The sequence below is a fragment of the Dyella kyungheensis genome (assembly GCF_016905005.1).
Classification (GTDB): Bacteria; Pseudomonadota; Gammaproteobacteria; order Xanthomonadales; family Rhodanobacteraceae; genus Dyella; species Dyella kyungheensis.
The window spans coordinates 88176-100946 of the sequence record NZ_JADIKC010000001.1; the positions used below are offsets into that span (position 1 = coordinate 88176).

At 65.6% G+C, this 12771-nt stretch carries 10 protein-coding genes and 1 riboswitch; of the genes, 1 reads left to right on the forward strand and 9 read right to left on the reverse strand.

The window, feature by feature from the left end; genetic code table 11:
* Positions 1–97: 97 nt before the first annotated feature.
* The 8 genes from ISP20_RS00475 to crcB all read right to left on the reverse strand — a co-directional run bounded on the left by ISP20_RS00475 (position 98) and on the right by crcB (position 9100).
* Positions 98–616, reverse strand: a complete 519-nt coding sequence (locus ISP20_RS00475) for a hypothetical protein (RefSeq protein WP_204634107.1) — start codon at positions 614–616, stop codon at positions 98–100.
* Positions 617–728: 112 nt separating this feature from the next.
* Positions 729–2144 (reverse strand): M16 family metallopeptidase, encoded by a 1416-nt coding sequence (locus ISP20_RS00480; protein WP_204634108.1) that lies wholly within the window; start codon positions 2142–2144, stop codon positions 729–731.
* Between the two features lie 14 nt (positions 2145–2158).
* The gene (locus tag ISP20_RS00485) at positions 2159–3550 is read right to left on the reverse strand and encodes a M16 family metallopeptidase (protein ID WP_204634109.1); all 1392 of its coding nucleotides are present in this window, start codon (positions 3548–3550) and stop codon (positions 2159–2161) included.
* 188 nt (positions 3551–3738) lie between these two features.
* Positions 3739–5976, reverse strand: a complete 2238-nt coding sequence (parC, locus tag ISP20_RS00490) for a DNA topoisomerase IV subunit A (protein WP_204634110.1) — start codon at positions 5974–5976, stop codon at positions 3739–3741.
* 237 nt (positions 5977–6213) lie between these two features.
* A complete protein-coding gene (locus ISP20_RS00495; RefSeq protein ID WP_204634111.1) occupies positions 6214–7089 on the reverse strand; it encodes a TraB/GumN family protein in 876 nt (291 codons plus the stop codon).
* 105 nt (positions 7090–7194) lie between these two features.
* Positions 7195–8313, reverse strand: a complete 1119-nt coding sequence (gene cfa / locus ISP20_RS00500) for a cyclopropane fatty acyl phospholipid synthase (RefSeq protein WP_204634112.1) — start codon at positions 8311–8313, stop codon at positions 7195–7197.
* A 50-nt stretch (positions 8314–8363) separates the two neighbouring features.
* The gene (locus ISP20_RS00505; RefSeq protein WP_204634113.1) at positions 8364–8708 is read right to left on the reverse strand and encodes a DUF190 domain-containing protein; all 345 of its coding nucleotides are present in this window, start codon (positions 8706–8708) and stop codon (positions 8364–8366) included.
* A gap of 8 nt (positions 8709–8716) precedes the next feature.
* Positions 8717–9100 (reverse strand): fluoride efflux transporter CrcB, encoded by a 384-nt coding sequence (gene crcB, locus ISP20_RS00510; RefSeq protein WP_204634114.1) that lies wholly within the window; start codon positions 9098–9100, stop codon positions 8717–8719.
* A gap of 80 nt (positions 9101–9180) precedes the next feature.
* Positions 9181–9260: riboswitch (Fluoride riboswitch) on the reverse strand.
* A gap of 91 nt (positions 9261–9351) precedes the next feature.
* Here crcB and ISP20_RS00515 point away from each other — a divergent pair.
* Complete coding sequence (locus ISP20_RS00515) at positions 9352–10620, forward strand: multidrug effflux MFS transporter (protein WP_204634115.1); 1269 nt, start codon at positions 9352–9354, stop codon at positions 10618–10620.
* Positions 10621–10675: 55 nt separating this feature from the next.
* On the opposite strand, the gene ISP20_RS21685 is transcribed toward ISP20_RS00515, so the two are convergent.
* Positions 10676–12700 (reverse strand): S1 family peptidase, encoded by a 2025-nt coding sequence (locus ISP20_RS21685; protein ID WP_204634116.1) that lies wholly within the window; start codon positions 12698–12700, stop codon positions 10676–10678.
* Positions 12701–12771: the final 71 nt, after the last annotated feature.

The window sequence follows — 12771 nt, forward strand, 5'->3', positions numbered from 1 at the left end:
GGCAGGTGCCGCGCGGAAAGATGACAGTAAATCATGGGGTCAGTCTGACGACCGACCCTTTCCAAGAACTTTCGACCCCTGGTCCCGCGGGGAGCGTTCAGCGGCCGAAATGGCCCTGGGTGCCGCCGATCGAGATGCTCATGCCGCCCGTCGGGTGCTCGCAGCTGCCGAAGGCCTGGCTGAGGGTGACGCCGCCGCCGGTATAGCTGCCGCTGACGTGGTTGCCCGCCACCACGCCGGTGGTGACCGAGCCGTGGACCTGCGGCTGGTTGTAGGTCGCGTCGTCGCAGGTGACAGTAGGCTCGGCGCTGACCGCCGCCTGGGTGTCGCCCAGCGCACCGCTGGTGTCGCCGTAGTAGGTGCCCGGCGGATCCTTGGTGTAGCTGGCGGTCTGGCCGCCGGCCTGGGCATTGGCCTGGGTGTTGGCGGCGGGTGCCTGGCGTCCGCTGCTGTTGGCCACGGTCGTCGCCGGTGCGGCCGGCGGCGCCGCGCTGGTGCTGGCGGCAGGAAGGTTGGCCGGGAGCTTCAGGTTCAACGGCTGGTCGGCGTTCTGGGCCCAGGCCGTGGCCGCCAGCAGGCTGGCAGCGGCGAAAACAGTGAAGCGGAAGATCTTCATGGAAAAGCGCTCCGGGGACGTGAGGCCTATAACGCGCCACCGTCGCCGGTGTGGACACGTCTCCCTTGGACGACGCATGGCGACGGGAGTTCCCGCCGCCATGCGGGGTTGCTCAAGGCTGGTACGGCGTAAAGCGGCCGATCGGCTTCAACTGCGGATCGATCGCCATGGGGTCGCCAACCAGGATGATGCTCTGTTTCTCCGGCGCAAAGTACTTCCGCCCCATCGCCTGTACCTGCTCGGCGGTGACCTTGCCGGTGTCGGTGACATACGTGGTCATGAATGAGGGCGGCATGCCGCTCACCCAGTAGCGTGCCAGCGTGTTGGCCAGGGCCGACTGGATCTGGTTGCGCAACAGGTAGATGCCCGCGATCAGGCGCTTGGCGCGCAGCAGTTCTTCGGGACTGGCCGGCTCGGTGCCCATGCCTTGGTAGAGCCTGGACAGTTCACTCAGCGTGGCGCCGGTGACCTCGTTGCGCACATCCACCACGGCCAGCGTGTTGCCGCCGTTGCGGCGCACGTCCAGGGTGGAGTAGGGGCTGTACGAATAGCCCTTGTCCTCGCGGATGTCCTGCGTGATGCGGCTGCTGAAGCCACCGCCGAGCACCGTGTTGGCCACGGTGAGCGGGATGAAGTCCGGGTCACGCATGGGCGCCGTGGGCTGGCCGAAGCGGATATTGGTCTGCACCGCGCCGGCGCGTGCCACCAGCAACTTTTGCGCAGGCGCACCGGTAGGTACCTGGGCCACATTGGCGGGCGCGGGTCCTTGTGCCGTCCAGCTGCCGAACTGCTGCTCGACCGTCTTGAGCACCTGGTCGGCATCGACCTTGCCGACGATCACCAGCAGCGCGCGCTCCGGTCGCATGCGTTGATCGTGCAACGCGTGCAGCGACGCGGGCGTGACCGCCTGGATGCTTGCCTCGGTGAGTTCGTCGCGCGCATACGGATGATCGCCGTACACCGCATGGTTGAACGCGCGCATCGATTGCCAGTCGGGGTCGGCCTCGTTCACCTTCAGCGACTGCAGTGCGTTGGTCTTTTCCAGCGTGACTTCCTTGGCCGGGAAGCTCGGATGCAGCGCCGTGTCGGCGACCAGTTCGAGCAGTTCGTCCGCATGGCTGGACAGCGCGCTGGCGCTGACGCCGATGGAATCGCGTCCAGCGTTGGCGCCATAGTCGCCACCGATCGCTTGCAGCTTTTCGGCGATCTGTTTGGAGTCGAGCTTGTCGGTGCCTTCGTTGAACAACGCGGCCATCAGTTCGGCCTGGGCGGGATGCTGCGCGTCGTCGTAGGAGGTGCCACCCAGCACGGCCAGCTGCACGTTAACCTTGGGCAGGCCGTGGCGTGGAATCACCCACACGGTGAGGCCGTTGGACAGCGTGCGCTGCGTGATCTGCGGCACCGGCAGCGGTCGTTCGGGACCGTACGGCGGTAGTTCCTTGGGCATGGGGGCTTCGACCGCTTGGGCGGTCAGGGCGATGCCAAGGGCGGCAGCGAGTAGGGATGCTTTCAGAGTCGTCGTGATCATGACCTTGGCTCTCCTCAGTGCTTGGCCGGCTTGGCGCCGGCGTCCTTGGCATGGGCCGCCACCGGGCGGCGGATGATCACGCTGCGATTGGCATCGGTGAGATAGGTCTGCGCCACGCGGCGTACGTCGTCGGACGTCACCTGGTTGATCCAGCCGGGCACTTGATTCACCACCTTGGCATCGCCCCACAGCGTCTGCAGTTTGGCGAGCGTGTCGGCGCGCGAGAGGAAATCCTCCATGCCGCCGTACCAGTCCGACAGCATCTTGGTTTTCACGCGCGCCAGCGTGGCGTCGTCGACACCGTCGTGGGCGACCTTGGCGATCTCCTCGTCGAGCGCCGCCAGCACCTGATCCGGCTGCGCATTGGGCTTGTAGATCGCAAACAGGCCGAACAAGGTGGGACCGGCATAGTCGGTGCCGCTGCCGAGCGCGAAATTCAAGCCGCCCTGGATCTGCAGCAGCTGTTCGCGACCCTTCACCAGGCCCTGGTAGAAGCGAGACGCGTCGTCACCCACCAGCAGTTGCGCCAGCACCAGCATCGGCATCTGGTCCTTGCTGCCGCGCTCGGGCGCCTTCCAGCCCACCGCAATCGCCGGCGCTTTGGCCATCGTATCGGTCTGCTCGAGGTGGCGAGCTTTGGTGTTCAGCGGTTCGGCAATGTCCGCACGCGGCGGCAACGCGCGCGAAGGAATCGAGCCGAAGTATTTCTGCGCCAGCGCAAAGGCCTGTTCGGGCGTGACGTCGCCGGAGATGCCGATCACCGCGTTGGCGGGCTGATAGAAGGTGTCGTGGAACGCTTTCACGTCGGCGATGCTGGCGTGGTCCAGGTCTTCGAACGAACCGTAGCCGTCGTGCTTGTTCGGCCATTTGTCGAAGGCCAGCGCGTTGAGGTCGAGCCAGTAGAACGCGGCATAGGGCTGGTTCTTTACGTTGACGCGAATCTCTTCCTTCACCACATCGCGCTGGTTGTCGAGATTCTTTTCGCTGAAATCGAGCGTCTTCATGCGATCGGCTTCGAGCCACAGCAACGGCTCGAGCGCCGAAATGGGCGCCGATTCGACGTAGTTGGTGTAGTCGGCGCGGGTGGAGCCATTGTTGACGCCACCACCGCCCTGGATTACGCGATCGAACGTGCCCTTGGGTGCATTGGGCGTGCCTTCGAACATCAGATGCTCGAACAGGTGGGCAAAGCCCGTGCGCCCTTGCGGCTCCAGCCGCATGCCTACGTGGTAAACCGTGCTGATGCCGACGGTGGGCGAACTATGGTCTTCGGAAACGACCACGGTGAGGCCGTTGTCCAGTTTCTTCACGGCCACCGGCAGTTGCCATTGGTCGGTATCCGCGGCGTGAGCCGTTACTGCGAACAACAGGCCGGCGATAAGCGCCGACAGTCTTGACGTGCGCATGGACCATCCTTGTGCTGCGGCGGGAGCACACTGGATAAGGCCCGGGCGGGGCGTCCGTCAACATGAAAGAAGGTCTAGGGCTGACCCCAAAACTGTGGGAGCGCACCCTGTGCGCGACGGGCCTTGCCTCCGGCCCGTCGCGCACAGGGTGCGCTCCCACAGGGTAAGCAGGGAATGGAAAGGCTGGATCAGCCCGTGGTCTCGATCCGCTCCACCCGGCGCAAGCCCTGCGGCAGCAGGCCGCCGCGGGTGGCGCGGTTGCCGCCGTACTCGACCAGGTTCGACCACTTCAGCGTGAGCTTGCGCTGGCCGGCATAGAGCGTCACCTCACCCTTGCCTTCGGCGACCACCGCCACACCGACGACCTTCACGCCCGCACTCAGCTTGGCCTTGGGCACGTCGATCAGCTTGTTGCCCTTGCCCTTGTCCAGCTCCGGCAGCTCGGCCACCGAGAACATCAGCAGGTGGCCTTCGGTGGTGACCACCACGATGCGGTCGCGTGCCGGATCGGCGCTGACCTGCGGCGCCAGCACCTTGGCGCCATCGCCCAGGGTGATGATCTGCTTGCCCGCCTTGTTGCGGCCGGTGAGCGCCTCGAAGCGCGTCACGAAGCCGTAGCCGTGGTCGGTGGCGAGGATCAGCCGGGTGTCGTTGTCGCCGGCGGCGAGCGCGTCGAAGCTGGCGCCCGACGGTGGGCTGAAGCGGCCGGTGACGGGCTCGCCGTTGCCGCGTGCCGAGGGCAGCGTATGCGCCGCCATGGAATAGCTGCGGCCGGTGGAGTCGATCACCGCGACCTGCTGGGTGGTGCGTGCCTTCACCGCGGCGAGCAGGCTGTCGCCTTCGCGATAGTTGAGGCCGTCGGCATCGATGTCGTGGCCCTTGGCGGCGCGGATCCAGCCCTTGGCGCTCAGCACCACGGTGACCGGTTCGCTGGCGACCAGCGCGCTTTCGTCCAGCGCCTGCGCGGCATTGCGCTGCACCAGCGGCGAGCGGCGCTCGTCGCCGAACTTGGCCGCGTCGGCGCGCAGTTCTTCCTTGATCAGGCCCTTGAGCTTGGCCGGCGATTTCAGCAGCACGTTGATGCGTGCGCGTTCTTCTTCGAGCTGGTCGCGCTCGGCATTGATCTTCATTTCCTCGAGGCGCGCCAGCTGGCGCAGCTTGGTCTCGAGGATGTAGTCGGTCTGCTCTTCGCTGAGGCCGAAGCGCGCCATCAGCACGGGCTTGGGTTCGTCCTCGGTGCGGACGATGCGGATCACCTCGTCCAGGTTGAGGTAGGCGATGCGCAAACCTTCCAACAGGTGCAGGCGGCGCTCGACCTTGGCCAGGCGATGGTTGAGGCGGCGCGTCACCGTATCGGTGCGGAAGTGCAGCCACTCGCTGAGGATCCGCTTGAGATCCTTCACCTGCGGACGGCCGTCCAGACCGATCATGTTGAGGTTGATGCGGAAGCTCTTTTCCATGTCCGTGGTGGCGAACAGGTGCTGCATCACCTCGGCGGCGTCGATGCGGTTCGAACGCGGCACCACCACCAGGCGGATCGGATTCTCGTGATCGGATTCGTCGCGCAGGTCTTCCACCATCGGCAGTTTCTTCGCGCGCATCTGCGCGGCGATCTGCTCGAGGATCTTGGACGGGCTCACCTGGTGCGGCAGCGCGGTGATGACGATGTTGCCCTCGTCCATGTGGTACACGGCGCGGGCACGCACCGAACCGGTGCCGTTCTGGTACATCGCCAGCAGTTCGTTGCGCGGCGTGATGATTTCCGCTTCGGTCGGGTAGTCCGGACCCTGGATGTGTTCGCACAGGTCGGCGACGGTGGCGTCCGGATCATCCAGCAGGCGGATGCACGCGCTCACCACTTCGCGCAGGTTGTGCGGCGGAATGTCGGTGGCCATGCCCACGGCGATGCCCATCGAACCGTTGAGCAGCACGTGCGGCACGCGCGAGGGCAGCCAACTGGGTTCTTCCAGCGTGCCGTCGAAGTTCGGCACCCAGTCCACCGTGCCCTGGCCGAGTTCGCCCAGCAGCGCTTCGGCGATCGGGCTCAGGCGCGACTCGGTGTAGCGCATCGCGGCGAAGCTTTTCGGATCGTCCGGCGAGCCGAAGTTGCCCTGGCCGTCGACCAGCGGATAGCGGTACGAGAACGGCTGGGCCATCAGCACCATCGCCTCGTAGCACGAGGTGTCGCCGTGCGGATGGAACTTGCCGATCACGTCGCCGATGGTGCGCGCGGACTTCTTGGGCTTGGACGAAGCCGCCAGGCCCAGCTCGCTCATGGCGTAGACGATGCGACGCTGCACCGGCTTCAGGCCATCGCCCACGAAGGGCAGGGCGCGGTCCAGTACCACATACATCGAGTAGTCGAGGTAGGCCCGCTCGGCGTATTCCTTGAGCGGGATCTGTTCGAAATTGGCTTGCAAATTCATGGGTTTGCGTCAGATGGGCTGCGCGCAGGCGGCGCGCTTAACCGGACGATGGTGCCAGAAAGGGGGGCTGGGGGGCGAGGGGCAGGGTCAGTTTGCCTCCTGTGGGAGCGCACCCTGTGCGCGACAGCCGGCGGAGCGGTGAAGCCTTGCGGCCGTGGCGCGAAAGCCGTCCACCGAGGAACTGCGTGGCTCCGCGGTCGCGCACAGGGTGCGCTCCCACAAGGGGGCGTTGGGCTGTCAGTTCTCGATGCGGATAGTCTTCACCCCCAGCTTGCGCAACTGCTCCTGCAAGCTGTCCGGCCCCGCCAGGTGGCCCGCGCCCACGGCGACGAAACTCACGCCCGGCTGCTGCATGCGCTCGGCGATGGTCTTCGCCCAGGCTTCGTTGCGCTCGACGATCAGCCGCTGGTAGAGCAGCGGGCTGTCCTTGCGCAGGTCCTCGTCCTCGATCCGGGCGATGGCGGCGGTGTCGCCGGTGCGCCAAGCGTCGATCAGTTCGCGCAGCTTGGAAGGGCCGTCGGCCACTTCCTTGAAGGACTGGCGCAGGAATTCCAGCTGCATCGCCTCGGGCAGGTCGGCCAGCATGCGGATCTGCTTTTCCGCGGTTTCCAGCCCGTCGATGGGTTTGCCGGCCTGCTGCATGCGCGCCTTGAGCAGCTTGTCGACGCCCTGGTTCGGGTCCAGTCCCGCCTGCATCAGCGGCGCCATGGTGAGCGTGAGCGCGGCCAGCCAGGGACGCATGGGCTGCAGCGCGGCGATGCCGCCGGGCAGCTTCGCGACTTCGGCCGCCTTCTCCAGTTCGCCGCGGTCCTTCTCGTCGAGCTTGCTGGACAGCGACTGGCTCAGGTCGACGCCGTACTGCATCACCAGACCCTGCATGGCCGCCGAATCGTCGTCGACGATCTCGATGCTCAGCCGCTGGCTCTCGTCCAGCGCCTTGTCCAGCGCGTGCGATTGCCAGTTCGTATCCGTAGGCAGCAGATGCACGGTGCCGAACAGGTACACCGTCGCGTGCTCGTTCTTGGCGACCCACAACCCGGGCTGGGCTACCGCGACCGCGACGAGCAACAGGTTGAGGGCCAGGGCGGCCGCAAGGCGTCGAAACAGTTTCAAGGCAAATTCCGGATCAGGGGCGGACAACGCGTCGTAGCGGGCCACCGTCATGCGGCCCGCTGATAGCTGCACTATCGTGCGCGAAGTGGCTTGCTGCAAGCATTCTCAACGGGGAACGCGATAGCCGCCGGGCACACCGTGGGGACTCAGGGTGAGCTGCCAGAGCTGGTCGCGGCGGCTGCGGAACACCGCGGCCGATACCGAGAGGTAGAAGCGCCACATGCGGCGGAAGCGGTCGTCGTAGTTTGCCGCCAGCTGCGGCCATGCGGCGTCGAAGTTGGCCCGCCATGCCGACAGCGTGAGGTCGTAGTCGGCGCCGAAGTTGTGCCAGTCCTCCACCACGAACAGGTTCTGCGACGCCTCGGCCACCTGGCTGGCGGCGGGAATCATCGAGTTGGGGAAGATGTATTTCTCGATCCACGGATCGGGCCGGCTGGGCGAACCGTTGCTGCCGATGCTGTGCAGCACGAACAGGCCGTCGTCGCGCAGGCAGCGGCGCACCACCTCGAAATAGGTGCGGTAGTTGAGCGCGCCCACATGCTCGAACATGCCGATGGAGAAGATCGCGTCGAACGGTTCGTCGAGTTCGCGATAGTCCTGCAGGCGGATATCCACCGGCAGGCCCTGGCACAGTTCGCGCGCAAACGCTGCCTGTTCCTTCGACACGGTGACGCCCACGCCCTGCACGCCGTAGCGCTCGGCGGCGAACTTCAGCGCTTCGCCCCAGCCGCAGCCGATGTCCAGCACGCGCTGGCCGGGCTTCAGGCGCAACTTGCGACAGATCAGGTCGAGCTTGGCCTCCTGCGCGTCGTCGAGATTGTTCGCCTGTGCCCAGTAGCCGCACGAATACACCAGCCGCTTGCCGAGCATGGCCTGGAACAGGTCGTTGCCCAGGTCGTAATGCACGCGGCCGATATCGAAGGCGTGGTCGCCGCGCTGCAGGTTGATGAAGCGCGCCTTCAGATGCGCAAGCAGCGTATCGAGCGTCTTCAGTTCGTTGTCCAGCTGCGCGCCGAGTACGCGGGTGAACAGCCCGGGCAGATCCTCGCTGTCCCACCAGCCGTCCATATAGCTTTCGCCCAGGCCCAGCGAGCCGTGCGCGAAGACGCGTGCGTAAAGTCGTTCGTCGTGCACCCGCATGTCGGTGGGGCGCGAACCATCGAGAAAAATGCCGGCGTGCTCGAGCAGTGTGGCGGCACGTGACTTCAATGAATCCTGACTCATGCGGTCCTCGTATGCCATGGTGACGAGAAGGGCAGGACGGCGCCGTAGACTCAACGGGGTGTCGGCGTCCTGCCTAGTATCCCAAAGCTTGCGGGAGCAATTGCAAAGACTGCGTCGACGCCGCTTTCGCGAACGGTTTGCAGCAGCGCCTGCGACTGCGCGTCGGTAAGCAGGAATTCCACCTTCACCGCGAGATCGTCGGCCAGTTCGAAGAATTGTTCTTCGCGCAGCACACCATGCCGGCCGAAGCCGCAGATGGCGCGAAACGCCGAACCGCCGCCGATGCCCTGGCTGCGTGCGTGCTCGAGCAACCATTCGAAGACCAGTTTGCCGTCGTGGCGTGCGCGGGCATGGGTGTAGAAACTGAGCTGGACGCCTTGCTGCGTGGTTTCCATGGGGTCTCCTAGCGCAACACGGCGCGGGTGAGAGCGATGCCGGCCACGGTCAGCGCGATCGAGCCGAGCAGGTGCAGGGCCACGTGTCCGCCGAACCAGAGGTACTGCTGCCGCAGCAGCAGGGTGGTCGATTCGGCCGAGAAGGTGGAAAAGGTGGTCAGCCCGCCCAGGAAGCCGGTGGCGACGAACAGGCGAAGCTCGGGCGGCAGGGTCTGGAAATGGTCGAAGACGCCCAGCACCACGCCCATCAACAGGCCGCCGATCAGGTTGGCGGCGAGCGTGCCCAGCGGCACGGTGGGGAACAGCGGGTTGAACAGCACACCCAGGGTCCAGCGCAACCAGCAACCCAATACGCCGCCTATGCCGACGGCGAGAAATCCGGTAAAGCCCACGTTGTGGCCTCCTCTTGCAGAAGAACTTCGATCGGAAGGACTTCCCGGACACAGGCACACGCCTGCGCCCCGGAATGTCCGGCGGTGCAGGCATCATCAACCCGAAGGTGGTTTGCCACGGCGTGGCCGCGGCGGGAGGCATGCCATCTCCCTGTGCCGTTCATCCTAGCCGATGATCCCTCGAACGTCATGGATCAGCCGCGCGGAAGGCACCGCTATACTTCCGTCACCTCGCCCGCTGTGCCATGCCCATGACCCCCACATCGCGCCCCGTCCGGCGCAGCCTGCCATTCCTGCTGGCGGGCGTGTCGATGATCGGTCCGTTCTCGATCGACGCCGTGTTCCCGGCGTTTCCGCTGATCGGCGACCGCTTTGGGGTGGACAGCACCGGGCTGCAGCAGATGATCAGCACCTACCTGATCACCTATGCCGTGATGAGCCTGTTCCACGGCGCCATTTCCGATGCCGTCGGCCGCAAGCCGGTGATCGTCACCGGCATGCTGGTGTATGCGCTGGCCTCCGCGGGCGCGGCGCTGTCCACCTCGTACCCGATGCTGCTCAGTTGCCGCGCCTTGCAGGGCGTCTGCGCCGGTGCGGGTCTGGTGGTGGGCCGCGCCATCGTCCGCGACAGCCTGGAGGGACCCGCGGCACAACAGATGATGTCGCGCGTGATGCTGATCTTCAGCATCGCGCCGGTGATCGCGCCGATCGTGGGCGCGCAGCTGTTGTTCCTCAACGGCTGGCACGGCATCTTCTGGGTGCTGCTGGGCTTCACGCTGATGCTGGCGCTGGCCTTGATGGTATTCCTCGACGAAACCCATCCGGTCGCCGCACGCACGCCGTTTCGCGCGGGCACGCTGGTGCGCGGCTATGTGAATTTCGGCAAGGATCGACCGTTCTGGCCGTTGCTGATTTCCTGCTCGGTGAACTTCGCCGGGCTGTTTTTGTACATCTCCTCGGCGCCGCACATCATTCGCGATCTGCTGCATCTGTCCGCGCAGGGTTTCCCGTGGCTGTTCCTGCCGACGGTGGCGGGCCTGATGACCGGTGCGTGGATATCGGGGCGCCTCGCCCATCGCCGCAGCGCGGCCTATACGGTGAACCTCGGCTACGGCTTCATGTTGCTGGCATGCGCCGCGCATCTGCTGATGGGGCTGGTCACCCGCGAGCCGCTGCTGCCCTGGTCGATGCTGCCGCTGGTGCTGCACGGCATCGGCGTGCAGATCGCTTTTCCCACGCTCACGCTGTTGCTGCTGGACCGTTTTCCGCAGCGACGCGGCGGCGCCTCGTCGGTGCAGGCGTTTGGCAGCCTGCTGATGTGCGCGGTGGTAGCGGGCGTGCTGTCGCCGCTGCTGTCGGGCCACATGGTGTACCTGGCGCTGGGCGCCAGCGCGCTGACCTTGACCGGCTGGTTCGCCTGGCGTTGGTACGGACGCCTGACCCGGCAGCCCCGCGTACCGCATACCGCCACGGCCGAGGTGGATGTGGATCTGCAGACGGAAATCACCGAGCCGCGTTGAGCTGTCGACCGGTGTTTGAACAGGTGCGGGGCACGGCGGCCCCGCACCATCGTCATCAGTGCTCGTTGACCTGCAGCTTCTCCAGCAACAGATTGAGCTTGCCCTTCATGGCGTCTTCCGGTCGCGGGCCGTCCACGCCGTAGAAGGCGGTGTACAGCACTTCCGGTTTGGATTCCGCGCTGACCTGGGTGCCGCCGACGGTGCCGATGTAGGTCATGTCGTTTTCGCTGTACGGCACGCCGTCGTCCGGATGGCTGCGATGCACGATCTTGCCCCAGCGGTTGCGGAAGCTGTCGTCCAGGTCGTCCGACGGAGCCACGTGGCGATTGACCATCACATGCTCGGCATTGTCGAGGTTGGATTTCACTTCCACCTTGGAGACGTCCCACACGGTCTTGCCGTGATCCTCGAAGTAGGACATGCCGAGCACCAGCTGGCTGTCCGCATCGATCTTCTGCAGCGACGGCGTATAGGCGAAACCGAGGCGCTTGGACTGGTACTTGAAGTCGTCGCCGTAGTTGAAGCGGATGGCGATGTCGGACAGCACGCTGGGCAGCAGCTCGGTGTTGGCCAGGAATTCCTTCCACTGCGCCAGCGTGCCGCTGTAGGACACGTCGACGAAGTTGGCCAAGGCCTGCATGTCGGCGATGTCCTCGTGCTCGGAGCGGTTGCTGGTCAGGCGGACCATCGCCGCGTAGCCATCGGGCACCGGCAGCAGGAAGGCGATCACCAGCTCGTTGTCGTACGCCATCGGCCATTCGCGGATCTGCCAGCGGCGCTGATAGTTGTCGGTGAAATTGCGTTGCAGCGACGGTGCGCCCAGCGAGGTGATCTTGATCGCTTCGCTGCCCACGCGCCGTTGCATCGGGGCGCCTTTCAGCACCAGGTCCATGAACAGCTTGGAGTCGCCGTACAGCTGTTTGCTGGTGACGTCGTCCGGCTTGCGCAGGTGGAACATCACCTGCTGTCCCACCGCCGCGCGGCCGATGTAGCCGTTGTGCGGAAGCACGGCCTTGTTCTCGTTGGCCTTGGCGCTCACCCAATTGCCGTTGCTGTTGCGGTGGAGCAGGGTGGGGAAGGCGTTGAGATCGGAATTGACGTGCAGCAGGCGGCTGGCGCCCTGGCCGTTGGGAAACATCGTGGCCGCGTTCTCGGCCAGCAGGTCATGCAGTTTCTGGTCGACGTCGGCGTTGTGCAGCTTCTGGTAGGTCGCGCTGAACTCGGCGAAGCTCTTGGGCAGCGGAAACTGCGCCTTGAACGGACCGGTGTGCTTGTCCTCGATCACATCGAGCTGGTAGCTCTCGCGCGTGTCGATGCTGGCCAGATTGGCGGGCGCGTTGAGCACCCGGTCGATCGGCAGCGCGTAATTGAGGTTTTCGTCCGGCGACTTCATCACCACGATGCCGATGACCTTGCCGTCCTTGTCCAGCAGCGGTCCGCCGCTGTTGCCGGGCGAGGCGGCGGCGGAGAAGCGCAGCCACTTCCAGCGGCCGTCCTGTTCCTCCGGCGTCTGCGAGGTGTAGAGGCCGTCGCGGATCACGATGCCCGTGCCCAGCGCATTGCCCACCGCGTAAACCACTTCGTTCAGGGCCGGCTGCGTGTTCAACGCCAGCGGCGTCACCTTGGGCGGATCCTTCAGCGTGAACTCGACGAAGTCCTCATGCAGCGAGTAGCGGGTGACTTTGTCGATCGCATAGACATGGCCCGCGGCGTCGCGCAGGGCCGGCTCGCCCATCAGGCTGTCGATGCCCAGCGACAGCACGTGGCCGGCGGTCACGTAGCGGTTGTCGCCGATGGCGAACGCGGTGCCGACCGAGTAGTACTTGTCCGTGCGCTGCTGGTAGGGCAGCTGGTCGAACGGCAGCGGCTTCTCGTAGCTCAACGGATCCTTCACCGGCTTGAGAATCACCACCTCGAAGGTGGCGCCTTGCACCTGCGGCAGCACCGCCGGGTCCATCGTCGCCGCATGCAGCGATGGCAACGCCATCCATGCCAGTGCGGCCAGCCACGCGGCAGGCCGCCACGCGCGCCGGGTTTTCGAAGTAAGCGCTTGCCGAGCACGGGTTGCCGGCTTGTCCATGTGCTGCCTCGTCTGATTGTCGGCGCGCTGTGGTGGCGCCATCCCCGGGTGCGGAACCCGTTGTTGGGTGA

Excerpts from the sequence above, each read along its gene's own strand:
- ISP20_RS00475 (WP_204634107.1), bottom strand. The coding sequence starts at position 616 with ATGAAGATCTTCCGCTTCACTGTTTTCGCCGCTGCCAGCCTGCTGGCG.
- ISP20_RS00480 (WP_204634108.1), bottom strand. The coding sequence starts at position 2,144 with ATGATCACGACGACTCTGAAAGCATCCCTACTCGCTGCCGCCCTTGGC.
- ISP20_RS00485 (WP_204634109.1), bottom strand. The coding sequence starts at position 3,550 with ATGCGCACGTCAAGACTGTCGGCGCTTATCGCCGGCCTGTTGTTCGCA.
- parC (WP_204634110.1), bottom strand. The coding sequence starts at position 5,976 with ATGAATTTGCAAGCCAATTTCGAACAGATCCCGCTCAAGGAATACGCC.
- cfa (WP_204634112.1), bottom strand. The coding sequence starts at position 8,313 with ATGAGTCAGGATTCATTGAAGTCACGTGCCGCCACACTGCTCGAGCAC.
- ISP20_RS00505 (WP_204634113.1), bottom strand. The coding sequence starts at position 8,708 with ATGGAAACCACGCAGCAAGGCGTCCAGCTCAGTTTCTACACCCATGCC.
- ISP20_RS00515 (WP_204634115.1), top strand. The coding sequence starts at position 9,352 with ATGACCCCCACATCGCGCCCCGTCCGGCGCAGCCTGCCATTCCTGCTG.
- ISP20_RS21685 (WP_204634116.1), bottom strand. The coding sequence starts at position 12,700 with ATGGACAAGCCGGCAACCCGTGCTCGGCAAGCGCTTACTTCGAAAACC.